This window comes from Dermatophilaceae bacterium Soc4.6 (assembly GCA_039889245.1).
Lineage (GTDB): Bacteria > Actinomycetota > Actinomycetes > Actinomycetales > Dermatophilaceae > Lapillicoccus.
On sequence record JAZGVH010000002.1, the window covers coordinates 2917501 to 2941412 of the forward strand.

18 protein-coding genes are annotated in these 23912 nt (G+C 73.8%); 12 read left to right on the forward strand and 6 right to left on the reverse strand.

Annotation, left to right across the window (positions count from 1 at the left end):
• Positions 1-2 precede the first annotated feature (2 nt).
• Both V3N99_13625 and V3N99_13630 read right to left on the reverse strand, forming a co-directional pair.
• Positions 3-776: a LytTR family DNA-binding domain-containing protein gene (locus tag V3N99_13625; GenBank protein ID MEO3937779.1), complete on the reverse strand. Its 774-nt coding sequence runs from the start codon at positions 774-776 to the stop codon at positions 3-5.
• A gap of 22 nt (positions 777-798) precedes the next feature.
• The gene (locus tag V3N99_13630; protein ID MEO3937780.1) at positions 799-1980 is read right to left on the reverse strand and encodes a histidine kinase; all 1182 of its coding nucleotides are present in this window, start codon (positions 1978-1980) and stop codon (positions 799-801) included.
• 112 nt (positions 1981-2092) lie between these two features.
• Between V3N99_13630 and V3N99_13635 the strand changes: the two genes are divergently transcribed.
• The 5 genes from V3N99_13635 to V3N99_13655 all read left to right on the forward strand — a co-directional run bounded on the left by V3N99_13635 (position 2093) and on the right by V3N99_13655 (position 6864).
• The gene (locus tag V3N99_13635; GenBank protein ID MEO3937781.1) at positions 2093-2956 is read left to right on the forward strand and encodes a Fic family protein; all 864 of its coding nucleotides are present in this window, start codon (positions 2093-2095) and stop codon (positions 2954-2956) included.
• A gap of 545 nt (positions 2957-3501) precedes the next feature.
• Positions 3502-4278 (forward strand): hypothetical protein, encoded by a 777-nt coding sequence (locus V3N99_13640; protein ID MEO3937782.1) that lies wholly within the window; start codon positions 3502-3504, stop codon positions 4276-4278.
• A complete protein-coding gene (locus V3N99_13645; GenBank protein MEO3937783.1) occupies positions 4275-5492 on the forward strand; it encodes a TadA family conjugal transfer-associated ATPase in 1218 nt (405 codons plus the stop codon). The genes V3N99_13640 and V3N99_13645 overlap by 4 nt, the downstream gene beginning before the upstream one ends.
• Positions 5489-6298 (forward strand): hypothetical protein, encoded by an 810-nt coding sequence (locus V3N99_13650; GenBank protein ID MEO3937784.1) that lies wholly within the window; start codon positions 5489-5491, stop codon positions 6296-6298. The genes V3N99_13645 and V3N99_13650 overlap by 4 nt, the downstream gene beginning before the upstream one ends.
• A complete protein-coding gene (locus tag V3N99_13655) occupies positions 6298-6864 on the forward strand; it encodes a type II secretion system F family protein (GenBank protein ID MEO3937785.1) in 567 nt (188 codons plus the stop codon). The genes V3N99_13650 and V3N99_13655 overlap by 1 nt, the downstream gene beginning before the upstream one ends.
• A 259-nt stretch (positions 6865-7123) precedes the next feature.
• On the opposite strand, the gene V3N99_13660 is transcribed toward V3N99_13655, so the two are convergent.
• Both V3N99_13660 and V3N99_13665 read right to left on the reverse strand, forming a co-directional pair.
• Positions 7124-8458: a reverse transcriptase family protein gene (locus V3N99_13660; GenBank protein MEO3937786.1), complete on the reverse strand. Its 1335-nt coding sequence runs from the start codon at positions 8456-8458 to the stop codon at positions 7124-7126.
• A gap of 183 nt (positions 8459-8641) precedes the next feature.
• Positions 8642-9052 (reverse strand): PaaI family thioesterase, encoded by a 411-nt coding sequence (locus V3N99_13665; protein ID MEO3937787.1) that lies wholly within the window; start codon positions 9050-9052, stop codon positions 8642-8644.
• 160 nt (positions 9053-9212) lie between these two features.
• Here V3N99_13665 and V3N99_13670 point away from each other — a divergent pair, with 160 nt between their 5' ends.
• The 3 genes from V3N99_13670 (at position 9213) to V3N99_13680 (ending at position 10205) form a co-directional block, all read left to right on the forward strand.
• A complete protein-coding gene (locus tag V3N99_13670; GenBank protein MEO3937788.1) occupies positions 9213-9407 on the forward strand; it encodes a DUF4244 domain-containing protein in 195 nt (64 codons plus the stop codon).
• Between the two features lie 76 nt (positions 9408-9483).
• Positions 9484-9831, forward strand: coding sequence for a TadE family type IV pilus minor pilin (locus V3N99_13675; GenBank protein ID MEO3937789.1), 348 nt, complete (start codon positions 9484-9486; stop codon positions 9829-9831).
• Between the two features lie 41 nt (positions 9832-9872).
• Positions 9873-10205, forward strand: a complete 333-nt coding sequence (locus V3N99_13680; protein MEO3937790.1) for an Rv3654c family TadE-like protein — start codon at positions 9873-9875, stop codon at positions 10203-10205.
• On the opposite strand, the gene V3N99_13685 is transcribed toward V3N99_13680, so the two are convergent.
• Complete coding sequence (locus V3N99_13685; protein MEO3937791.1) at positions 10156-12612, reverse strand: DEAD/DEAH box helicase; 2457 nt, start codon at positions 12610-12612, stop codon at positions 10156-10158. The genes V3N99_13680 and V3N99_13685 overlap by 50 nt on opposite strands.
• A 108-nt stretch (positions 12613-12720) precedes the next feature.
• Between V3N99_13685 and V3N99_13690 the strand changes: the two genes are divergently transcribed.
• From V3N99_13690 to V3N99_13700, 3 genes are all read left to right on the forward strand, one after another.
• Positions 12721-13059, forward strand: coding sequence for an STAS domain-containing protein (locus V3N99_13690; GenBank protein MEO3937792.1), 339 nt, complete (start codon positions 12721-12723; stop codon positions 13057-13059).
• A 188-nt stretch (positions 13060-13247) separates the two neighbouring features.
• Positions 13248-15692, forward strand: a complete 2445-nt coding sequence (locus tag V3N99_13695) for a sodium-translocating pyrophosphatase (protein MEO3937793.1) — start codon at positions 13248-13250, stop codon at positions 15690-15692.
• Between the two features lie 93 nt (positions 15693-15785).
• Entirely contained in the window at positions 15786-17312 is a 1527-nt protein-coding gene (locus V3N99_13700) for a class I SAM-dependent methyltransferase (protein MEO3937794.1), read from the forward strand.
• A gap of 58 nt (positions 17313-17370) precedes the next feature.
• Here the strand turns inward: V3N99_13700 and V3N99_13705 are convergent, their stop codons facing one another.
• The gene (locus V3N99_13705) at positions 17371-22620 is read right to left on the reverse strand and encodes a peroxidase family protein (GenBank protein ID MEO3937795.1); all 5250 of its coding nucleotides are present in this window, start codon (positions 22618-22620) and stop codon (positions 17371-17373) included.
• 179 nt (positions 22621-22799) lie between these two features.
• On the opposite strand from V3N99_13705, the gene V3N99_13710 reads away from it, so the two are divergent.
• The gene (locus V3N99_13710) at positions 22800-23726 is read left to right on the forward strand and encodes a phosphotransferase (protein ID MEO3937796.1); all 927 of its coding nucleotides are present in this window, start codon (positions 22800-22802) and stop codon (positions 23724-23726) included.
• Positions 23727-23912: the final 186 nt, after the last annotated feature.

Below are 23912 nucleotides of genomic sequence, written 5' to 3' on the forward strand. Positions count from 1 at the left end.
CCTCAGCGCGGGGTCGGGCGCAGCAGCCGGTCGCGCAGCTCCCGGGTGTGCCGCCGGCTCACCTGCAGGTCGATCTCGCCTACGCGCACGGTGCACCGACCACCGTCCATGGCGACGGCGCTGACGTGGGCCAGGGACACGAGCGTCGATCGGTGGATCCGCGCGAAACCCACTGGCCCCCAGCGCTCTTCGAGTGAGTTGAGCGAGATGCGCACGAGGTGCGAGCCCTCGTCGGTGTGGAGCCTGGCGTAGTCGCCGTGGGCGGTGGCGTAGCGGATGCGGCTGCGCTGGACGAACGTCGTGACCCCGGCGAGCTCGACGGGGATGGTCTCGTCCTCGGGCTCGCGCGGGGCCTCGGGCTCGCCTCCGTTGCGCCGGTTCACCACGCGCCTCACGGCCTCCGCGAGGCGCGCCTCGCGGATCGGCTTCATCACGTAGTCGGTCGCGGCCAGGTCGAAGGCGTCGACGGCGTGCTCGTCGTAGGCCGTGACGAAGACCACCTGGGGTCGCTGGGCGAAGCGCGCCAGCACGCGCGCCAGGTCGAGCCCGTCGAGCCCGGGCATCGACACGTCGCAGAAGACGACGTCCACGGCGGTGCCCTCCAGCACGCGCAGCGCCTCGGTGCCCGAGGTGGCCGTCAGGAGCTCACCGACGTGGGGGTCCTGACCGAGCAGGTAGGTGATCTCGGCGAGCGTCGGGGCCTCGTCGTCGACGACCAGCACCGTGAGGCGAGCGACTCCCGTGGGGCCCGCGGAGGTGGTCGACGGCGACGGCATACCGGGCATGATCCCCTCGGGTCTAGTTCTCGACGCGCACGCCGGGAGTGAACTTCGGCACCCTGAAGGTCACCTTGGTGCCCGCGCCGGGTGCGGTCTCGACGACGAGACCGTAGCGGTCACCGTACGCCTGGCGCAGCCTGGCGTCGACGTTTCCGAGCCCCACGCTGTCGGCGTCGCTCTCTCCGGCGAGCACGGCGCGGATCACCTCCGGGTCGCTGCCGACCCCGTCGTCCTCGATCGTGATCTCGGCCTCCTGCCCCAGGTCGAGCGCCGTGATGCTCACGTGGCCGATTCCCGCCTTGCGTTCGAGCCCGTGACGAACCGCGTTCTCCACCAACGGTTGCACGGCGAGGAAGGGAACCGCGACCGCCAGCACCTCGGGGGCGATGACCAGCTGCACGACGAGACGGTCACCGAAGCGCGCCTGCTCGAGCACCAGGTAGCGCTCGATGTTGCGCAGCTCGTCGCGCAGGGTCGTGTAGGCACCGCCGCGGCGGAAGGCGTAGCGGGTGAAGTCGGCGAACTCGAGGATCAGCTCGCGGGCCCGGTCGGGGTCGGTGCGCACGAAGGACCCGATGGCGCTGAGGCAGTTGTAGATGAAGTGCGGCGAGATCTGCGCCCGCAGGGCCCGCAGCTCGGCCTCCATGAGGTGGGTGCGCTGGCGCTCGAGGGCGGCGAGCTCGGCCTGGGTCGAGATCCAGGCAGCCAGCTCCTCGGTGGCTCTGACCAGACCGGTGGACACCGACGGGCCGTAGGCCGCGAGCACCCCGACGACGTGGTCGTCCGCGGTGACGGGAGCCAGGACCCCCGAGCGGATGGGACAGTCGGGATCGCCGCAGGTGACGTCGCCCTCACCGAGCACGACGGTGTCCCCGCCGGTGAGCACCGGGCCGGCGTGTCGCATCAGATCGGGGCCGTGGTGCGCGCCGACCCCGTCCCACGCGAGCACCGCCGTCGGGTCCGTGAGCGCGATGGCGCGGCTGCCGAGCATCGGGCGCAGCTGCCGGGTCGCCTTTGCCGCCGCCTCGGGGGTCAGGCCACCACGCAGGTGCCGGGCCGCCAGGCTGGCCGAGTGCAGGGTCTCGTAGGTCGCTCGGTCGACCTCGGCGACGAAGCGCCGCCGGCGCAGCAGCAGCACGAACCCGACGACGAGGAGCACCACGAGCGCCGCAAGCGCGGCGACGACGAGGCTGGAGCTCACGCGGGCAGCGTACGGCGCCGGGAAGGGCCCGGGCCCGCGTGGGCGGGTGGATGGGTGGATGGGTGACGGACCGCATACGCTCCTGCTGCTCCGGGGGCCGTAGGGTCGCGTGGTGACCGACCCTGCTGCCCTGCGGGCCTCGCTCGCGGCCCTGGCCGGGCTCCCCGGCGTCGCCGAGGCGGCTGACGCGGCCCGGGAGGCCTGCACCCGCCTGCGGTTCCACGAGGCCCTGCGTCGTCGGATCCCCGAGGCGGCGGCTGAGTCGCGCGTGCGGGGGGCCCGGGCCAGTGCCGCCCTCGACGGCGCGTCGATGCCGGTCGACCTCGTGCGGGACCGGGTGCGCGGAGCTGTCGGCTGGTCGTCGTCCCCTGATCCGGTCGAGCAGGTGGTGCGGGCGGCGACGAGGGTGACGTCGGAGGCGGAGTCGCTCGCGTCGCTGGTGTTCTCGGCGCCGCTGCAGGTGGTCGCCCGCCTGCACGTGGCGGCGATGAGCGGGCTGCTGCCCGACGAGCAGGTCGGCCGGCCGCGTCGCGACGACGAGCCGGTGCTCGAGCTCGTCGACCTCGGTGAGGCACCCCCTGCCCCCGTCGTGGACCTGCGGCTGGCCGCGCTCGCCGAGCTGCTCACCGCCCCGCGCGACGGCATCCCCGTGGTCGTCCTCGCCGGCCTGGCGCACGCCGAGGTCGCCACCGTGCGACCGTTCGTGCGCGGGAACGGTCTGGTGGCCAGGGCGCTCGAGCGCGTCATCGTGCAGGCCGGTGGGCTCGACCCCACCGGGGTCGCGGTCCCCGAGGTCGGGCACCTGGGTGGCGGAGCAGGTGGCTCAGCGGCCTACCTCGGGGCGCTGACGGCCTACGCGACGGGGGGCGGTCCCGGGGTCGCCCTGTGGCTGCGTCAGTGCGCCGACGCGGTGGTGGTGGGCGCCGCAGAGGGCGAGGCGATCTGCGAGGCGGTCAGGGCCGGTCGGCTCGGGTGAGGGGCGAACTGTCCTCTTCTGGGCGCCTGCCGTCAAGACTGGTTTCCCGGCTCGAGGGGGAGTAGAACTGAGGGCACGACCTCAGGGTCGTGAAGGACCACCGCGGTTGCCTCGGGCACCCACGCGCGGCCAGTCCCTGTCTGGACCGTCGACCACCGGGCTTGTCCCGGAGCGACACTACGGTGAAGTGCACGCTTGGTCACCCGCAGGAAGTTGCGGTTCGGTGGCATCCTCCCCCCGGGGAGGGTGCCACCACCTTCGTCCACGGGTCGGGTGACAACTGGTGCAGGGAGGGCGGAACCGGATGGTGACGAAGATGGCGTGATCACCACGTGGGGGAGCACAATGGAGGCGCTCCCCCTCGGGGTCGAGCGACCGACCCGCTGACTTCCCCCCGGTGTCAGCGCGCCGGTGGCCCCCGTCGGTCTGACCGGCGGGGGCCCACCTCACGCCGGGCATCCCCAACCCCGGCTCCCGCTTCCGCTGTCCACAGGGGAGGGGCCCCCCGCTGGTGTCGGTGGCCGCGTCGCAGAAGTCTTCGGGTCATGACCTCGACCCCCGCCACCGCGGTGCGACCACCTCCGCCCGGTGGCGCGCTCCTCGCGGTCACCGGGGCATCGGGAGGGCTGGGGGCCTCCGTCGTGACCGCGGCGCTGGCCGTGCGCGCCGTGGCGGTGGGGCGTGGCACGGTCGCGGTGGACCTCGACCCCCTCGGCGGTGGTCTCGACATCGTCCTCGGGCTCGAGCAGACGCCCGGCACCCGGTGGAGCGACCTGGGTGCGCTCGACGGAGAGGCCGACGGCGAGGCGGTGCTGCCGACCCTGCCCCGGGCCGACGGGGTGCGGGTGCTCTCCTACGGGCGTCACGGCGAGCCGGTCCCGCCTCAGGTGGTGGGGGCGCTCCTGCGGGCACTGGTCGCCGTGTGCGACCTCGTGGTGCTCGACCTGCCCCGCGCCGACCGGATGCCCGGGGGTGCCCCGCCGCTGGACCTGCACCTCGTGCTGGCCGGCACGAGCCTGACGCAGGTCGCGGCGCTGTCGGCGGTGCTCGGCATGCTCTCCCGCCCCGACGGGACCGGGGTGCTCCTGCGGGCCCGCTCGGCCTCCGACCCCGAGGCCGGTGCGCTCGTGCCCGTGGTGCAGGCCCAGCTGGGCGCGCCGGTGTGGGGGATCGTCCCCGACGACCGATCGGTGCCGGCCGACCTGACCCACGGCTTCGCTCCCGGGCGTCGGCCCGGTCCCTTCGTCCGCGCCCTCGACCCGGTGCTGGCTCGTGTGCTGGCCCACGTGCCGGCCCACCACCCCCGGCCGGCGCCGGCATGAGCCGCCGCCTCGGCGACGAGAGCCCGGTCTGGCAGCAGATCAGGCGGGGCGTCGCCCCCGGTGGTGACGCCATCCGCGAGGTGGCCACCACCGGCCTGGCCACCCTGGGCACCGGCGGTGTGCGCGGGCTCGACCGGGGCCTGCGCTCGCAGCTGCTGGGCGCCGGGCCGCTCGATCCCCTGCTCGCCGAGCCCGGGGTCACCGACGTCGCCGTCAACGGTGACGGATCGGTCTGGGTCGACCGGGGAGCCGGCATGCAGCGGGTCGACCTCGACCTCGGCGACGTCGAGGCGCGACGGCACCTGGTGGTGCGGCTGGCCGGGCTCGCTGGGCGCCGGCTCGACGAGACGGCGCCCTACGTCGACGGCCAGCTGCCCTCGGGGGTGCGGATGCACGCGATCCTGCCTCCGCTCGTCGCCGGCGGCCCCCACCTCACCCTCCGGGTGCCGGGATCGAGACGGGTCTCGCTCGCCGAGCTCGGCGCGGCGGGCATGTTCCCCGTCGAGTGGCTCGACGTGCTGCAGGCGCTGATGGTGCGACGGGTCGCCTTCGTCGTCTCGGGTGGCACCGGGGCAGGCAAGACGACACTGCTCGCTGCGCTGCTCGCGCTCACGGGTGCCGACGAGCGGCTGGTCCTCGTCGAGGACGTGCGCGAGCTCGCCGTGCAGCACCCGCACGTCGTGCGCCTCGAGGCCAGACCGGCCAACGTCGAGGGCGCCGGAGAGGTCACGCTCGCGGTGCTGGTGCGGCAGGCGCTGCGGATGCGACCCGACCGTCTGGTCGTCGGGGAGGTGCGGGGCGCCGAGGTCCGTGAGCTGCTGAGCGCCCTCAACACCGGACACGAGGGCGGGTGCGGCACCGTGCACGCCAACACCGCGCACGACGTCGTGCCCCGGTTCGAGGCCCTGGGCGCACTGGGAGGCATGACCCCGGCCGCCGTCCACGCCCAGCTGGTGTCGGCCGTCAGGGTGATCCTGCACGTGCGCAGGAGCGTGGCGGCTGACCCCCGGTCCGGGCGCGGTCGTCGCCTCGAGACCGTGGCCGTGGTGCGACCCGCACCCGCGGGGTCACCCGACCGGGCACCGCGATCGGTCGAGGCGCTGACGTGGGACGGCCGTTCGGTGACGACGGGACCGGCGTGGCCCGAGCTGGCCGCGCTCGCTGGTCTCGACGTGACAGGCGGGCTCTCCCGGCAGCACGGGGTCGGCTCGTGACGACGGGGGCCGCCGCACTGGCCGGGGCCCTGCTGACCCTGGCCGTGCTGGTCCGGCCCCCGCGCTGGGGGTCGGTGGACGCGGCGAGGGGGCAGTCACCGTGGGGGTCGGTGCTGGGCGCTGGACTCCCGGGACGTCGACGGCGCCGTGGGGCCCCGGGACGGCTGGCGGCGCGGGCGGGTCGGTGGCGGGGACGCCGGCGCGCCGGTGACCCCGATCTGGTGGCGCTGCTCGACCTGCTCGTGCCGGCGCTCCGAGCAGGGCTCCCGGTCGCCCTGGCCCTCGGAGGGGACTGGGAAGGGGTGGGCGAGGTGGACCGAGGAGGGGACCTCGACGACCAGGCGACCGGACCCTCGGGGTGGGTCGCCTCGTTGACCGACCAGCTGCGGGTGGAGGCCGCCTGCGGTCGGCCGCTCGCCCCCGTCTGGGCTGTCCACTCGGCTGCGGCCGGGTCGACCGAGGGAGGCTTCGTGGCCCGTGCGTGGGAGCTGTCGGAGACGCTCGGTGCGCCGCTCGCCGAGTCGGTGGCCGAGGCGGCATCGGCCGTCCGAGCGCGGATCGCCAGGAGCCAGCGACTCGAGGTCGCCGTCGCCGGCCCGCGGGCCACCGCACGGATCCTGACCCTCCTGCCCCTCGTCGGCCCCCTCGTGGCGACCGCGATGGGCATCTCGCTGCCGCAGCTCTACTCCGGCGTCGGCTCGGTCTGTGTGCTGGCGGGGCTCCTGCTCCTCCTGCTCGGGCGGGCCTGGTGCGCCCGGCTGCTTCGCTCGGTCAGCCGCCCGCTCACCGCTGCCGAGCTGCCCTGATGGTCGGGGGCGCCGCGGCGGTCCTCGTCGCGCTGGCCGTCCTGCTGCTGCCCCGCAGGCGGTCCGCCGTCCGGGTCGGGCTCCTGACGTCCTCGACGCCCGACTCCGACCGGTCGCCCGGCCGGCTCGGCCCGCTCGAGGTCGACGACGTCGCCGCCACGATGGTGCTGCTCGCCGTGGCCCTGCGCTCCGGATGCGGTGAGGTGGAGGCGATCGAGGCGGTCGCCCGGGTCAGTGACGGCACGGTGGCGGCCCATCTCCGCTCGGTCTCCGCTGCCCGACGCTGGGGGGTCGGGGCGCGCCTGGCCTGGACGACGGCCGACCCGGGCTGGACGTCCGTGGCCCGGGTCCTGGCCGTGGCCGCACGGGCCGGGATCCCGCCCTCACGGCTGCTGGTGGAGGCGTCGCGTGACCAGCGTGCCGCCGAGCTGGCCGCCCTCGACGCGGCGGGGGCCAGGGTGGGCGTGCTGCTCGTGGCGCCTCTGGGGCTGGCCTTCCTCCCGGCCTTCCTCCTGACCACCGTGGTCCCGCTCGTGGTCGCCCTGTCGGTGCAGGTCCTGGGGTGAGACCGTCCTTGTGCGTCCGTGGTGTCCCGGCGCAGCAGATGCCTGCTCTCGCCGCGGCACGGGCCAGACGTTGACAGACCTGAGCCGTCGGAGGCGGTGGCCAGCACTCGGCGGATGGGGGCGTCGTGGTCCATCCTCCTGGCTCCTGCGGCCCGAGGACCTCACGACCCTGCTCGAGGCGACCGGTGGTGGCGGCGTGGGCTGTGCGGGTGGCTCGACCTGCCGGGCTGGGCCCAACCGTCCGAACCGGAGCAGCCACCTATCGATCGGGCCACGCAATCGCCTCGAAGTCGGCGCGCAGGCGCCGGCCACGCACCGGGTTGACCGACTCGACCCAGCCGACGCGGCCGTCGAGGTGGGCGCGGAAGTGGGTGTGCCCCGACCGGTTGGCGACCACCACGCCGTGGAGCCTGGCGTCGTGGAGCACCGCGCGGAGCTGGTCGTGGTAGTCGCGCGGCACTCCCAGCCGCTCGTTGGTCACCAGGCCGGTGACCTCCTGTCGCTGGTGGGCGTTCCTGACGCGCGTCTTGCTCGTGTTGATCATGAACCCCTCCTCGCGGGCGATCGTGCCCGCGACCCGGATCAGCCGGGCGGATTCGACCTCTCGTCCGGAGAAGGCGAGGTCGTCGGCATACCTGGTGTAGGTCAGGCCTGCGGCGGCGGCGTAGCCCGTGAGGCGCCGGTCGAGGGTGACGCAGGCGAGGTTGGCCAAGGCGGGTGAGGTCGGGGCCCCCTGCGCCAGGTGCCGGGCGCGCAGCCGAGCCCGGAGCCGATGACGGTCGGAGCTGTCGCCCCCCGCGGGCATCCGGCTCAGCACGGCCACCGGTTTCTGGTGGGTGCACAGGCAGGCCAGGGTCCAGGCCACCGTCTCCGGGTAGCCCATCGAGCGGAAGAGGCCCTTGACCCGGGCGACGGTGATGGTCGCGAAGAACGTCTGCAGGTCGAGGCAGACGAGGGTCTGCGCCCCGACGTGGGCGGCCGCGTTGGTCAGCGCACTGCGTCCGCGCACGAACCCGTGGGCGGCCGGGTCGACCGGCACCCACCTGAGCACCCCCTCGAGGGTGCGTCGGAGCACCGCCCGCAGCAGGGGCGTGGGCGCCTCGAGGAGCCGGGGGACGGCGCCCGGACGCGAGACCCACTGATAGCGATAGAGGTGCAGCGGTCCGGGCGGGGTCCGCCGCTGCAGTCCCTTCGTGTCGGCAGCCCAGGTCAGCTGCTCGAGCGGGAGCTCCAGCAGCCCAGCGAGCGATGCGAGGTCGTGCACAGGCGGAACGGGCCACCGTCGGGGTCCCGGGCCAGCCGCACCGAGCGCGATCGTCCGGACGCGGACCGGCGTGCCCCGCTGCCGGGCTCGCCCGGTGTGGGTGAGCAGCGTGGTGGACGCGAGCAAGAACCTCGCCAGCTCGTGCGGGCGGTCGACGGGTGCGCGGTGGTAGGCCGCGGCGACCGGTCTGACGACCTGACGCATCCAGCCGTACCGGTGACCGAGGGTCTCGGCCCCGGCGGCGACGAGCCCGCGCTGGGTCCACTCCGGCGCGTCGAGGCAGCCCCAGGCCAGCGCGCGGGCCAGATGCTCATCGGGGTCACGGGTCACGGTCCTGCCGTTGAACGGTGGGCGGTGGTGGCGCTCCGCGACCTGTCGTGCACGGGCGGGTGCCCACCTGCGCGAAGCGCAGTGCGGCACCTGCGGTCCTGCGGCGGGCGCCACCACACCAGGCACAGTCTGGCGCATGCTGGGCGGATCCGCTCCCACCACGGCGGGCCGTGGAGGGAGCCGTCAGGAGGAGGCGGCGGTGAGGTTCTGCAGGCGGAGCTGGCCGCGCGCGACCAGGCGGCCCTCCTCGTCGTGGGTCTCGACGAGCCATACCTGCTGGGAGCGACCTCGGTGCACGGGAGTGGCGGTCGACGTGAGCCAGCCGGAGGAGACCGCCCGATAGAAGTCGGTCGAGTTGCTGACGCCGACGACCTGGCCCCGGTCGCCCAGCCACAGGGCACCAGCCATGCTCCCCAGGGTCTCGACCACGGTGCAGTGGACCCCCCCGTGGACGATGCCGTAGGGCTGGTGCAGCGGAGGGGCAGCCTCCCACCGGGCCACGATGCCGTCTCCGTCCATCTTCTCGAACGTCATCCCGAGCTGGCCCGCGAAGGCTCCCAGGTGGTTGCTCTCGTCGATCACGCGAAGGTCCATCGCGTCAACCTACCCGGTTGTCCTCAACCCCCCGGCGGCGCCGCCTCGTCCACAGCCTCCCTGGCGGACGCGGTCCCTCGAGGGCCGACGAACCCACGATGGGGGAGTGGCCCGATCGGTCGCCGTCCTTCGGGATGTCAAGCAGGAGAGGGAGATTCGTATGAAGCAGTCCTTGAGCACCCGATGGCGCCTGGTGCGGCGCCGGGTCGACGCGGGTATGACCACCGCGGAGTATGCCGTGGGCACGCTGGCCGCCTGCGGCTTCGCCGTCGTGCTGCTCGCCATCGTGCGGTCGGGGCCGGTGAAGGCGGCGCTGACCTCGGTGATCACCACCGCCCTCGGGGTGGCGGGCTGACGTGCCGGACGTCGGGCGTCGCCGGGCGCGCGGCCATGTCCGCGACGGTGTCCACGTCCGAGTCCGCGACGGGGGGATGGTCACGGCCGAGCTCGCCCTGGCCATCCCCGCGCTCGTCCTCGTCCTGGCCGTCGTGCTCGGGGCCCTGACCGTGGGGGTCGACCGGGTGCGGTGCGTCGACGCGGCCCGGGTCGCCGCGCGAGGCCTGGCCAGGGGCGACCCCCTGGCGCGGGCCCTGGTCTCGGCGTCGCAGGCCGGGCCACCCGGGGCGCGGACCAGCACGGTGGTCGGGGGGTCACAGGTCTCCGTCACCGTCGCCGTTCGTCGGTCCCTTCCCCTCCTGGGCTGGGGGCTCGACGTCTCGTCGACCGCGGTGGCCGACCTCGAGACCGTGGACGACCTCGGGGGCGGGAGCGGCCCGTGAGGGTCACGGCGTCGGAGTCACCGGGGCCTCAGGGTGAGGTGGTGGGCCGCCGGGACGAAGGGTCGGGCAGCGTGCTGGTGGTCGGTGGCCTGGCCCTGCTGGCGGTCGTCGGGTTGTGCGCGCTGCTGCTGGCCGGGGTGGTGCGGGCCACCCACCAGGCGAGGTCGGCGGCCGACCTGGCGGCCCTTGCCGCGGCGGGGTCCCTCGCGGGCGCAGCATCGGCGGGGGCGGCCTGCGCGAGGGCGAGCCTCGTGGCGTCAGCCAACGGTGCGACCCTGCGGGCCTGTAGCGCCGACGAAGGCAGCGGCGGGGTCGTCGTCGACGTCACACTCGGGCCGGCCTCGGCCCGGGCCCGGGCGGGGCCGGCGCGGTGACGACCAGCGACGGTGAGGGGGACGCTGACGGGAACGGTGAGGGGGACGGCGAGGCGGTCCGGGGGCCCATGGCCTCCAGCACCAGGTCGAGCAGTCGCACCGCTGCCGCCTTGTCCAGAGGCTGGTTGCCGTTGCCGCACTTGGGCGACTGCACGCACGAGGGGCACCCGGTCTCGCAGCGGCACCCTGACACGGCCTCGCGGGTGCCTTCCAGCCAGGCCCGCCCGGCCTGGAATCCGCGCTCGGCGAAGCCGGCCCCACCGGGGTGGCCGTCGTAGACGAGCACCGTGGGCAGCCCCGTGTCGGGGTGGAGGGCGGTGGAGACCCCGCCGACGTCCCAGCGGTCCGACGTCGCCACGAGAGGGAGCAGGCCGATCGCGGCGTGCTCAGCGGCGTGGGCGGCGCCGGGCACCGTGGCCTCGTCGATACCCGCCGCCTCGAGCCGCTCGGGGGTCACGGTGTACCAGACCGCCTTGGTGGCGAGGGTGCGTTCCGGCAGCTCGAGGGCGTGCTCCCCGATCACCTCGCCGGTCGGCAGGCGCCGCACGAAGGATGTCACCCGGGTGCGCACCTCGACCGACCCGAAGCACCAGTGCACCGCGCCGAGGTCGTGCTCGCGCTCCGTGGCGGTGATGTCGAAGGCGCTGACCACCCGGGCCTGGGTCGACCATCCGGGGTCGCCGGGCACGACCACCGCGGCTGCCTCCTCGAGGTCGAGGTCGGTGACGACGAAGCTGCGCCCCTGGTGCACGTAGACGGCGCCGGGGTGGACAACGGTGAGGGCTCGGGTGGCGTCGATCGTGCCGAGCACGCGCCCGGTGCGACCCTCGACGATGCGCACGGTCTCACCGATGCCGCGGAGGCTGAGGTGCTCGCCGGGCCGGTCGGCGCGGGTCCAGAACCAGCCGGTCGGTCGCCGTCGCAGCATGCCGCGGGCCACGAGGTCGTCGAGGCCGGCCGTCATCCCCGGCCCGAACCAGGCCTCGTCGGCCGCGGTGATCGGCAGCTCGGCCGCGGCAGCCGCGAGGTGCGGGGTCAGCACGTGGCGGTTGTCGGGGTCGACCACCGCGGCCTCGATCGGGGTGTCGAAGATGGCCTCCGGATGCTGCACCAGGTAGGTGTCGAGCGGGTCGTCGCCGGCCACGAAGATGGCGAGGGACTCCTCACCCGAGCGCCCCGCCCGCCCGGCCTGCTGCCACAGCGACGCCCGGGTGCCGGGCCACCCGGCGAGCAGCACCGCGTCGAGACCGCTCACGTCGATGCCCAGCTCGAGCGCGTTGGTCGCGGCCAGGCCCCTGATCTCGCCGGACCGCAGAGCCGTCTCGAGGGCCCGCCGCTCCTCGGGCAGGTATCCGCCCCGATAGGCGGCGACGCTGTCGGCGAGGGCGGGGTCACGCCCACGCAGCCGCTCGCGGGCCGCCGACGCCACGACCTCGACCCCGCTGCGCGAGCGGGCGAAGGCCACCGTCTGCACCCCGTCGGCCACGAGGTCGGCGAGCAGGTCGGCCGCCTCGGCGACGGCGCTGCGTCGTCGGCCGTCGGGCGTCGCCGCACCCATCGGCCCGCTCGGCGCCGGGCCGGGCACGGCGCCCGGCTCCCACAGCCCGAAGGTCAGGGCCGCCCGCGGGGAGCCGTCGTGGCTGACCGCGCGCACCGGCACCCCCACCAGGCGGGACGCGTGCCCCGCCGGGTCGGCGACCGTCGCCGAGGCGAGCACGAAGGTCGGGTCGGCGTGGTAGCGCGCCGCGACCCGCCGCAGCCGCCGCAGCACGAGGGCCAGGTGGGTGCCGAAGACGCCCCGGTAGACGTGGCACTCGTCGATGACGACGTAGCGCAGCGCCCGCAGGAACGAGGCCCAGCGCTCGTGCCCCGGCAGCAGCGAGTGGTGCAGCAGGTCGGGGTTGGTCAGGACGTAGGCCCCGTGCTCGCGCACCCAGCGCCGCTCCTCGGGCGAGGTGTCCCCGTCGTAGGTGGCCGCCCTCAGCCCGGGGAGCGCCAGCGCCTCGAGCCGGGCCAGCTGGTCGTGGGCCAGGGCCTTCGTGGGGGCGAGGTAGAGCGCGGTGGCCCCCCGACCCGTCGGGGCGGAGGCGCCATCCACGACGTCGGAGAGCACGGGCAGCAGGTAGCCGAGCGACTTGCCCGAGGCCGTGCCGGTCGAGATCACCACGTGCTCCCCGGCGTGGGCCGTCTCGGCCGCGAGCGCCTGATGGCTCCAGAGGTGCTCGACCCCTGACCCGGTCAGGGCGGCACCCAGCGAGGGGGTGACCCAGCCGGGCAGCGGCGCGGTCTCGGCCTCACGCGCCGGCACCCGGCGCACGTGGCGCAGCCGCGGCGCCCGCTCGCCCCGGGCGAGCAGGGTGAGGAGCTCGGCGGGGGGTCGCCGGGGCGGGCCGGAGGAGGTCGACATCCCGGCCCACGTTACGGGCCGACACCGTCACTCCCCGAGGGCGAGTAAGGTTCGCGTCATCCGCACGGGGCAGGGTGTACGCGAGACACGAGGGACGACGACACGGCCATGGATCTTGACATCACGACGTCACAGGGTGACGCGCGGACGGTTGTCCATGTCGCGGGCGAGATCGACGTCTATACGGTCTCGACGCTGCGCGACCGGTTGGACGCGGTCATCGAGCGCGGTGAGCACCACCTGGTCATCGACCTCTCGGCGGTGACCTTCATGGACTCCACGGGGCTGGGGGTGCTCGTGGGGCGGCTCAAGCTCGTGCGGGCGGTCGGTGGCTCCATGCGCCTGGTGACCGCCAACGAGCGCGTGCTCAAGGTCTTCGCCATCACGGGGCTCGACAAGGTCTTCGAGATCCACCGCACCGTCGACGAGGCCGTCGCGGCCCGCTAGCCCTTCGGTGGCGCCGGTCACCCACCGTGCCCGCAGTGCTGGCGCAGCGGGCCCCATGGGGTGACAGCGGTCACACTCTGGTTTGATGGGGCGGCGGCGACCGGACGGTAACGTCGCCAGCGACCAGGCACCCCGTGCGCGCTCGATCGCGCCCGAGGTGGTCTCGCACTTCAAGGAGGATGTGCCGAATGCCCCAACTCGCCCCCGTCGCTGCTGCGGCTCTGGGCGGCAAGGACCTCACGTTGGTCTTGGCCGTCCTCGCCATCGCGGTGATCTCCCTCGCCTTCGGGATGTACTTCCGACGACAGGTCCTCGCCTACGACGCCGGCACGGAGAGCATGCGCAGCATCGGCGACGCCGTCGAGGAGGGGGCGCAGGCCTATCTCCGGCGGCAGTTCCAGACGCTGGTCTACTTCGTCGTCATCGTCTTCGGCCTGCTCTTCCTGCTGCCGGCCCCCGACGTCGCCATCAAGCTGGGGCGCTCGGGCTTCTTCCTCGTCGGCGCGGGCTTCTCGGCAGCCATCGGCTACCTGGGCATGTCGCTCGCGGTGAAGGCCAACGTGCGCGTCGCGTCGGCGGCCCGCGACGGCGACCGTGACAAGGGGATGAAGATCGCCTTCCGCACCGGCGGCACCGTCGGCATGGCCACGGTCGGGCTCGGCCTGCTCGGCGCGGCCGTCGTCGTGCTCATCTACAAGGCCGACGCCCCCAAGGTGCTCGAGGGCTTCGGCTTCGGCGCGGCGCTGCTCGCGATGTTCATGCGCGTCGGCGGCGGCATCTTCACCAAGGCCGCCGACGTCGGCGCCGACCTGGTCGGCAAGGTCGAGGCCGGCATCCCCGAGGACGACCCGCGCAACGCCGCGACGATCGCCGACAACGTCGGCGACAACGTCGGCGACTGCGCCGGCATGGCCGCCGACCTCTTCGAGTCGTATGCCGTGATGCTCGTCGCCGCGCTCATCCTCGGCTCCGCGGCACTCGGCGACGCCGGCCTGATCTTCCCGCTGCTGATCCCCGCCATCGGCGCCGTCACGGCCATCCTCGGGGTCTTCATCACCCGGGTGAAGCCGGGCCAGAACGCCCTCTCGGCGATCAACCAGGGCTTCTACACCTCGGCGGCCATCGCCGCGGTGCTCTCCATCGTGGCGGTCTTCCTCTACCTTCCGGCCTCGGTGGCGCAGAAGGTCGACGCCGCCACGCAGCAGGTGACGCAGGCCAGCGTCGACGGGCTGCGGATCCGCGCGTCGATCGCGGTCCTGCTCGGCATCGTGCTCGCCGCCGTCATCCTGTGGCTGACCGGCTACTTCACCGGCACCGACAAGCGCCCCACGATGGACGTCGCACGCACCACCCGCACCGGCGCGGCCACCGTGGTCCTATCCGGCATCGGGGTCGGCTTCGAGTCGGCCGTCTACACCGCCGTCATCATCGCGGGCGCGGTCTACGGCGCCTTCCTGCTCGGCGCGGGCGTGCCCACGCTGGCGCTCTTCTTCGTGGCCGTCGCGGGCACCGGCCTGCTGACGACGGTCGGCGTCATCGTGGCCATGGACACCTTCGGCCCGGTCTCCGACAACGCGCAGGGCATCGCCGAGATGTCGGGCGACGTCGACGGTGAGGGAGCCCAGATCCTCACCGACCTCGACGCGGTCGGCAACACGACCAAGGCGATCACCAAGGGCATCGCGATCGCCACGGCGGTGCTCGCGGCCACGGCGCTCTTCGGGTCCTACTCCGACGCGTGGCAGGGGGCGCTCAAACCGATCGTCGCGTCCCTGTCGGCGCAGGTGCAGGCCGGCACGATCTCGCAGGACCAGGTGGTCGAGCTGCAGCGGAGCATCTCGTCGCTCGTCGACCTGCAGATCTCGACCCCCAACGTGCTCGTCGGGCTCATCCTCGGCGTGGCCGTCGTCTTCCTCTTCTCCGGCCTGGCCATCAACGCGGTCACCCGTGCGGCCGGGGCGATCGTCGTCGAGGTGCGTCGCCAGTTCCGCGAGCACCCGGGGATCATGGACTACACCGAGAAGCCGGAGTACGGCCGGGTCGTCGACATCTGCACCAGGGACTCCCTGCGTGAGCTGGCCACCCCGGGCCTGCTCGCAGCCCTGACGCCGATCATCGTCGGCTTCGGTCTCGGCATCGGGTCGCTCGCCGGGTTCCTCGGCGGCGCCATCGGCTCCGGCGCCCTCATGGCGGTCTTCCTCGCCAACTCCGGCGGCTCGTGGGACAACGCCAAGAAGATCATCGAGGACGGCAACCACGGCGGCAAGGGCTCAGCGGCCCATGAGGCGGCGATCATCGGCGACACGGTCGGTGACCCGTTCAAGGACACCGCCGGCCCAGCGATCAACCCGCTCATCAAGGTGATGAACCTCGTGGCGGTGCTCATCGCCCCGGCCATCATCACCCTCAGCATCGGCGACGGGAAGAACCTGCTGGTCCGTTACGGCATCGCGGCCATCGCGCTGGTCATCGTCGTCGCGGCGGTCGCCATCTCGAAGTCGCGCGACATCGCCGTCGGTGGCGACGACGACGACGAGCCGATGCAGCGCGAGACGACCGGCGCCGGCACCGGCCCGGTCGACCTCGAGAAGGACGGCTTCGACGAGTCCGAGGGCGTCGGCTCGCGGGTCTGACCCGGGCGGTCGTCACCGCCACGAGGGGCCGTCCGCACGAGCGGGCGGCCCCTCGTCGTCTGACGGGGTGCGGCGCCCACCTACGCTGGCGGCATGACGCCTCAACCGGGTGACGGCGGCCCCCTCGACCCCGCGGAGGTGCCCGAGCTCGTCGCCGCCCTGCGCGCCGACCTCGCGGCAGCGGCATACACCGTCCACCGGGTCGAGGCGCTGCTCGGCCCCGTCGCAGGCGCCGCGCTCATGCGCGAGCAGATCCTGCCCGCCGACCTCGTGACCCGTGACGCACCAGGGGCCCTGGCGGTGCTCGTGCGCCTCTTCGCCCTCGGCCGCACGGTGACCGTCGCCGCCCTCGACGCGGCCCTGCCGACCCTGACGGCCCGGGGGGCCGAGGCGTTGCGGCTGGTCCGGGTGGGGGAGGACGCCCAGGTGCAGCCCCGGTGCGACCTGCGACCGTATGGCGACGACGAGCACGACTGGTGGGTCGCCTCGGACCTGGTGGAGGCCTCCACGGGGGAGCCGCTGCTGCCGACCCACGTGCTCGGCATCGGCTCCGCCTCGACCACGGCGGCCCAGTGGACGATCCGGCGACCGGTGCGCTCCGCCCTCGACCTCGGCACCGGCTGCGGGGTGCAGGCGCTGCACCTGGCCGGCCACGCGGCGCGCATCGTGGCCACCGACGTCTCGGTGCGCGCACTGGCCTACGCCCGCCTCAACGCCGCGCTCGCCGGCCTCGACCTCGACCTGCGCGAGGGGAGCCTGCTCGATCCGGTGGCGGGGGAGCGATTCGACCTCGTGGTCAGCAACCCGCCCTTCGTCATCACCCCGCGCAGCGAGGGGGCGCCGCTCTACGAGTACCGCGACGGCGGGCTCGTCGGCGACGGCCTCGTCGAGGCCCTCGTCCGGGGGGTAGGGGATCACCTCGAGCCCGGCGGCGTGGCCCAGTTCCTCGGCAACTGGGAGGTGTCGCAGGGCGCGACCTGGCGCGACCGGTGGGTCGGCTGGCTCGGCGGCACCGGCCTCGACGCGCTCGTCGTGCAGCGCGAGGACCAGGACCCGGCGGAGTATGCCGAGCTGTGGGCCCGCGACGGCGGTTCCCGACCGGGCGTCGCGGGCTTCACCGACCTGTATGCCGCGTGGCTGGCCGACTTCGCCACCCGCGGCGTCGAGCGCATCGGCTTCGGGGTGGTCACCCTCCAGCGCCCGGTGACCGACCGGGCCCCCTGGGTGGACCTGCTCGAGGTGACCGGCCCGGTCTCCCCGGCGCTGGGGGCCACGGTCGAGGCGGCGCTGGCCGCGCGCACCTGGCTGGCCGAGCATGGTGACGCCGACCTGCTGGGCGTCGCCTGGCGCTGCGCGGACGACGTCACGTCGGAGAGCCATGGCCGCTTCGGGGAGGACGACCCCAGCGTCGTGCTGGCCCGGCAGGGCGGCGGCCTGCGCCGGGTCGTCCGGATCGACACCGTCGTCGCGGGGTTGCTGTCGGTGTGCGACGGCACCCTGACGGCCGGGGCGGCCCTCGCCGCCATCGCCGACCTGCTCGAGCAGGAGGTCGACACCGTCGTCGTGCGGGCCCTCCCGTTCCTGCGCGACCTCGTGGCCGACGGCCTCCTCGTGCCCTGAGCCCGGTCACGCCGACGCCCCCCGGTGGGGCCGGGGGGCGTCGACGCTCAGGCGGGGGTCACCTCGCGACCACCGGGTTCGAGCGGGCCGAGGAGGCGCCCGTCCCGATGGCGTTGATGGCCCGCACCTCGACCCGGTAGGTGCCGGCCGGGACCGCGATGGTGCGGGTCCGGGCGGCGGCACCCACGGTGACGACGACCTGGACCCCCGTCGGGGTCACGCCGTCCGCGGCCATCTGGAGGGCCGTGACCTCGTAGCCGGTGATCCGGCTCCCTCCGGTGCTGGAGGGCGGGCTCCAGTTGGCGACGACCTGCCGTCCTCCGCCGACGGGTCCCGACGCGGCCACGCCGATCACCGGGGCCCCGGGGACTGTGACAGCGGCTGTCGGGACGACGCCGTTGGAGGGGGCCGAAGCCGCCCCCAGCCCCGCCGCGCTGACGGCTCGCACGACGAAGGTGTACCGCGTCCCGCTGGTCAGCCCGGTTACCGTGGCCGCCGAGACGGCTCCGGTGACGCTGTCGGTGCGCACGGTGACCCCGGCCACGCGGACCGCGATCTGGTACCCCGTGATGGGCGAGCCACCAGGATCTCCGGGGACCCAGCTGAGGGTGGCCGACTGGCTGCCGGCCACCGCGGTCACGAGGCTCGGCGCCGCCGGGACGCCTTGTGGGACGACGGTATTCGACGACGCACTGAGCGCCCCGGCACCGAAGGTGTTCACCGCACGTACCTGGAAGGTGTACGCCGTGCCGTTGGTGAGGTTCCGCACGACGACGCTCGTCGCGGTGGCGCTGGCCACCGTGACCGTCCTCACCAGCGTGCCACCGGTCGAGACGACGACCTCGAAGCCGAAGGGCGCCGGACCGCCGTTCGGCGTCGGGAGGGTCCAGTTGACCGTGGCCGACGCGTCGCCGGCGACGGCTGTCCCGATGCCGGGAGCCGCGGGGGTGCGCACCGTGAGGGTCTGGTCCGTGAACTTCAGCGCCTCGATGTTGCGCAGGGTGTCGACCCCGTCACTGACCCTCTGGCCCACGACGTTCGCTCCGGTCTGGGTGACCGTCAGGGCCCCGTTGACGACGGAGAACACGTAGTTGGAGCGCGGTCCCGAGAAGACGGCCGTGTCGACCGCGCTCCCGCTCGGCGTCACGGTGATCTCCCGCACGACGACGAGGTTGCCCGGGTCGACCGTGCCGGCGGCGATGGCCGCCTGCAGGGTCGGGCCCGTGAGGGCACCCGCCGCGTCCCGGAGGTACTGGCGCTCCAGGAGGTCGGTCGAGCCGATCTCCGTGGCGGGGACGGCCGGGTCGGTCCTGACGCTGATCCGCACGGTGAGGGCCCGGTCGCCGTCGATGATGTCGTCGCCCCCCCGGCCCTCGATCGTGTCGCTGCCCGCTCCACCGATGAGGATGTTGCCCTCACCCCAGATCGGGCCCGTGAGCGGGCAGGCACCGGCGGCGGAGTTCGCCACCACCGGGGCGAGGGCGCCGGTCAACGGCGGCAGGATCTGGGCGAGGCCGCCGATGCGGTCCACCCCGGCCTGGTCGAGGACGTCGCACCCGGTGAAGCCACCGCCCCCGATCGCCCTCGGGACGTCGTTGTCGCCCCGGATGACGTCGTCGAGCGCCGAGCCGGAGTTCCCCTCCGTCTCCTGCCAGCGGTCCCGGTTGACGACGACCTGGATGGGCTGGCCCGCAAGGAAGTTGTTGATGGCCATGTCGTCGTCGGCCCCGACGGTGTCGTACTGGTGGATCGCCCAGTCGAACCCGCCGGCGCCCGCGTTGCGGTCGACTGCCGCGTTCTGCGACATGATGTCGTCGCCGCCCTCGGCGTCGTAGTCGTTCTCGCCGACCTGCCCGATGAAGACGTCGTGGCCCGGCTGGACCTCGGCGGGGTCGTCGAAGAACGGCGCGCCGTGGTCACCGATGAGCAGGTCCTGGCCAGATCCGCCCTGGATCCAGTCGTCGCCTCCGTCGCCGAACACGGCATCCGCTCCGGCGCCGGCCATGACGAAGTCGTTGCCGGGACCGGCGAACGTCTCGTTGTCGTTGGCCCCACCGTTGAGCAGGTCCTGGCCGTCGCCCCCGAGGAGGATGTCGTCCCCGATCCCTCCGTCGATCGAGTCGTTCCCGGGGCCGCCCTTGAGGACGTCGGCCCCCGCGAGGTCGGTGATCCGGTCGTTGCCGTCGCCGCCGAGCGCCACGTCGTCGCCGCCGTTGCCCTCGATGACGTCGTTGCCGGCGCCACCCCAGAAGGTGTCGTTGTCGTTGCCTCCCCAGATGCGGTCGACCGCGTCGGTGCCGTTGTACACGCCTTGGCCGTTGATGCCGGGAGGGTCGATGGCGTTCGTCGCGCGGTACTGGATCGTCCCGTCCGGCTTGCGCAGGAGCAGCACGGACTCGTCGCACTTACCCGTCGTCGACGGGTCGTCGGCGACCGTCGAGCCGAACTGGGTGAAGCCCGCGGGGGTGCCCGCGAGGTTGGCCAGCTGGAAGCGGCAGTCCGCGGTCGCGAACGCGTCCGCCTTGAGGGAGTTGGTCCCCTCGGTGTTGCGCTGGATGAGCTCGGCGAAGGAGTTCCCCTCCAGCTGGGTGCGCAGGTTCATCCCGACGGTGCGGTTCAGGTAGTAGAGCCGGTCACCGTCCTGGAGGTCCTCCAGCTGGTTCTGGAAGACGTAGTTGAAGGTGCTCCCGAGCAGACCGCCGAAGAGGTTGGTCTTCTCGGCGAGCCCGCCGACCCACAGGTCGACGGCGTCCACACCAGTGCTCGTCGTCCCGTTGCCGGTGTCCGTCCACGTGCCGGCTCCGAACATGAAGTCGGCGGCGTCGGCTGGGATGAGCGAGGGGTCGGTGGCCGGGGCGGTGGTGGGGTCGACGATCGCCTTCGCCGCAGCGCGTTTCCCGGTGAGCGTCGTCGCAGTGGTGATCGACGGGTGCAGGCCGTAGGCCGCCACGAAGTTCACCAGGGACTCGGCGTGCTTGATGTTCTGCCCGAAGTCCGCCCAGCTCGTGTACGGCGCGAGCTGACCGTCCAGCGTCGCCGCGTGGAGCTGGCGGCGCACCCCGTTGAGGGAGGGCACGCCCGTCTCGCGGGCCCGCGCCATGTTGAGGGTGGCCAGGTCGAGCGGCAGGCCGAGCAGGTTGTTGCGGAGCGTCTCGACGACGAACTCGTCGAGCTCGTTGCCGATCTGGTCGGAGGAGCCCATGATGATCGAGCCGGCGGCCTGTTCGGGTGTCAGCCGCCCCGCGGAGCCGCCGTTGAAGTACTCCGGCGGGTTGAGGAAGCCGGTGAGCAGCGGGACCGAGTTGTTCGACCCGTCGGCGTTGCGCCGGGCCACCTCGTCGTCGAGCATCGAGTGACCGAACCGGTAGACGGCGTGGGCGAACTCGGCCTTGATCGCCGGGTCGACGTCGGGGGTGTAGACGTGGAACGGCCGGACGGCGGGCTGGACCTTGCGCGCGAACTCCTCGAAGACGAGGTGCTGGTACTCCATCTCGGTGACGAAGCGGGCGGCCTGGAAGAGCCGCTCACCGTTCCACCCGTCGGGGTGGTCCGCCGTCGCGAGCTGCCACTGCGGCAGGGCCGCGACGCCGGCGGCGGTGGTGTCGGTCGACAGCGTGTTCTTGATGGCGTCGACGAGTCGGTTGTGCTCGGAGTGGAAGACCTGGTGCACCGCCGTGAGGGCGATGTTCTCGTTGACCCTCCCGTCGCCGGCGATGAAGTGCGCGTTGAGCATCTCGTCGTCATAGGTGCCCGCAGGCTGGAGGGCGAAGTCGGCCGAGGCGACGGTGTCGAGGTCGGGCGTCGGAGCCGTGGGCGGCGTCGCGGGGTTGTGGTCGAGGTCGGCCGGCGAGGGGTCCGCGTTGTGCGCGATGTCCGTGAGGAACGGCGTGTCGAAGTGCAGGACGTTCGCCGGCACCGGCACCGGGGTGACCCGGTCGCCCTCGACGAGTCCGGTGCCGGTGACGTACTGCGGGAGCCCGCGGGCGGGGCCGGGGAGGAACTTGCCGTAGGGGTCGGCGGCGATCATGGGGATGTTCGTCACGTCGGCGTCGTCGAGGCGCAGCCCGAGCACCGTCGCGGCCTGGGCCTTGACCGACTCCCAGGTGGCCATGCCCGACGCCGCCGCACCCGGCATCCCACCGAGCAGTCGACCGGTGGAGACCGGTGCCCCGGTGGCGTTCGTGAGGTACTGCCGCAGGAAGACCTGGTGGGAGGAGTGCGAGGTGTAGGTCTGGCTCTGGTCGACCCACGGGGTGTCGGTGTTGTCGGCGTTCTGGACGTCGTCGGCGCTCTCGTCGCCGGGCGTCGCCGGGTTGTCCCCGAGGATGCCGTCGGCTCCGGGCTGGTTCTGGGCCCGGGTGAGCACCATGAAGCGCTGGCTGGGCGGCACCTCGTCGCCGGTGCCGGGCCTGCCGTCCGGGCCGACCGTCACGAGCGGGTCGTCGTCGTGCAGCGGCACGAAGACCGTGCCCCCGCCCTTGACCGTCTGGTCGACGCCGTGGTCGAAGAACTGCCCGAAGAAGGTGAACCACGAGTTGTAGGGCGGCGACAGCCCCACGTCGGTCGTGACGTTGGGGATGTCGAGGGTGTGGTGGGAGGGCACGCAGTTCGACGGGGAGCCTTCCACCGGTGGGACGGCCGTCGGGTCGGGGTCGACCTGGCAGGGGAAGAGGCCCGGGTTGCCCTGAGTGCGCTGCGGGAAGCCGGCCGCCGCGATGGCGGCGGGGTTGGTCGAGGTCTGGTCGACGATGAGGTTGCTCACCTCACGCGGCTGGGCGTCGAAGACCGACCCCTTCTTCTGGGCGTACGAGGTCGGCGTCCCTGCCGGGCCGAAGCCGGGGGGCACCGGGTCGGCGGGCGCGAAGCGGGGCGTCGTGAGGCGGGGGAACGTCACGTCGGCCGCGGCGAAGGTCTCCCGCCCGGCGAAGAGGTTGTTGCACGAGCCGTCGACCGTACGCAGGCCGTAGGCGGTGAGCCGGTCGGGGATCTGGTTCGGCTGGGTGCCGACCAGCGTGCCGCATGGGTTGGCCGGGGTCTGGGTCGCGGCGTGTCGCTCGGAGACCTTGATCTGCTTGAGGATGAAGGCGAGGTCGGAGGCGGTGACGGTGAAGCCGCTGCCCACGAGGGGGGCGGCCTCCGCCCTCCCGGTGCCCGGGACCTGGGCGAGGAGGGCGGCGGACAGCACGAGGGCCGTGCCACCGGCGAGGGCCCTCCCGGGCCGGGGGGACGGGGATTCGGATCGGTTGGCGACGAGGGCTCGGAGCCGTGCCCGGCTCGGTAGGGCGGGCGATCTGGGGCGTGAGTTCATGGCGGGCCAGTCTCGGGTGAGGGGATGGGACTCCCACGTTGCTGAACCGATCTTGAGAAAACCTTGAAAGAACCCTGACAACGTCGTCGGGCGGTCCGGGCGGGGGTCCTCGACATCAGCTGCCGGGTCGTCGGGCCAGGCCCGTACCGGCGACGCCGGGCGCTGGCAGAGTGTCCCCGATGCGGATGATCCACGACGACGAGGTCGACACCGGGGAGCCGGTGGTGCGTGCGCTGCTGCTCGAGCAGTGTCCGCAGTGGACCCAGCGGCCGCTGCGCCCGCTCGGGGGGACGGGAACCGACCACGCGATGTGGCGCCTGGGTGACCACCTCGTCGTCCGCGTGCCGCGGACCGAGGGTGCCGCGGCGAGCCTTGCCCAGGAGGCCGGGGCGCTGGGGGCCGTCGCGCCCCTCGTCCCGGTCGCCGTGCCGCGGCTGGTGCATTTCGGGGAGCCGGCCGCGGCCTACCCCTACCCGTGGGCGGTGCTGTCCTGGCTGGACGGCCGGGACGCGTGGGACGCCCGGCACGACCTCGACCGCGACGACGTCGGACTGGCCGACGACCTGGCCGACGTGGTGCTCGCCCTCCGGGGGGCACCTGCCCTCGATGTGCCCCTTCGGGGCACGGGTCAGCGCGGGGGTCCAGTCGAAGGCGTGCTGCAGCGCGCCCACGCCTGGCTCGACGGCGCGTCCGGTCCCCTGCCCGGGTGGGTGGATGCCGGTGCCGTGACGTCGGTCCTGGCGGCCTCCCGAGCGGTGGCGGAGCAGGCGCCGCGCGCCGTCCCCTCCGTGCTGACCCACGGCGACCTGATCCCGGGAAACATCCTGGTGCGCGGCTCCCGGCTCCGCGCCGTCATCGACTGGGGCTACCTCTCGCGGGCGGACCCGGCTCTCGATCTCGCCTGCGCGTGGGCACTCCTCGGCCCGCAGGCCCGGTCGGTGCTGCGGGAGCGGGTCGGCGCCGACGACGCGACCTGGGAGCGGGCCCGGGTCAACGCGCTCGAGCAGGCGCTGGGCGGCATCGTCTACTACACCCCGCGGGGTCATCCCCTCGCCGACGTCATGGGCCGGACGCTGCGTCGGGCGCTCGCGGACCGGCCCCGTTAGCCTCCGCAGCGCCTCGGAGGGCATGGCGAGCGGCGTCCCGACGACCACTGCCCCCGGCGACACGCCGTACGACGGCGTCTCGGGCCTCCGCCGCGGAGGCAACGGTCGTCGGGCGGACCACTACCGGGAGGCGGGTCGACGACACCTTCGGGGGGTGAGCGCCGAGTCCAGCTCGGGGCCTGGCGA

Bases quoted from the DNA above. Each gene is read 5' to 3' on its own strand.
- V3N99_13640 (MEO3937782.1), top strand. From the start codon at position 3,502: ATGACCTCGACCCCCGCCACCGCGGTGCGACCACCTCCGCCCGGTGGC.
- V3N99_13695 (MEO3937793.1), top strand. From the start codon at position 13,248: ATGCCCCAACTCGCCCCCGTCGCTGCTGCGGCTCTGGGCGGCAAGGAC.
- V3N99_13710 (MEO3937796.1), top strand. From the start codon at position 22,800: ATGCGGATGATCCACGACGACGAGGTCGACACCGGGGAGCCGGTGGTG.
- V3N99_13700 (MEO3937794.1), top strand. From the start codon at position 15,786: ATGACGCCTCAACCGGGTGACGGCGGCCCCCTCGACCCCGCGGAGGTG.
- V3N99_13705 (MEO3937795.1), bottom strand. From the start codon at position 22,620: ATGAACTCACGCCCCAGATCGCCCGCCCTACCGAGCCGGGCACGGCTC.
- V3N99_13675 (MEO3937789.1), top strand. From the start codon at position 9,484: ATGGTCACGGCCGAGCTCGCCCTGGCCATCCCCGCGCTCGTCCTCGTC.
- V3N99_13670 (MEO3937788.1), top strand. From the start codon at position 9,213: ATGAAGCAGTCCTTGAGCACCCGATGGCGCCTGGTGCGGCGCCGGGTC.
- V3N99_13665 (MEO3937787.1), bottom strand. From the start codon at position 9,052: ATGGACCTTCGCGTGATCGACGAGAGCAACCACCTGGGAGCCTTCGCG.
- V3N99_13645 (MEO3937783.1), top strand. From the start codon at position 4,275: ATGAGCCGCCGCCTCGGCGACGAGAGCCCGGTCTGGCAGCAGATCAGG.
- V3N99_13625 (MEO3937779.1), bottom strand. From the start codon at position 776: ATGCCGTCGCCGTCGACCACCTCCGCGGGCCCCACGGGAGTCGCTCGC.
- V3N99_13655 (MEO3937785.1), top strand. From the start codon at position 6,298: ATGGTCGGGGGCGCCGCGGCGGTCCTCGTCGCGCTGGCCGTCCTGCTG.
- V3N99_13685 (MEO3937791.1), bottom strand. From the start codon at position 12,612: ATGTCGACCTCCTCCGGCCCGCCCCGGCGACCCCCCGCCGAGCTCCTC.
- V3N99_13690 (MEO3937792.1), top strand. From the start codon at position 12,721: ATGGATCTTGACATCACGACGTCACAGGGTGACGCGCGGACGGTTGTC.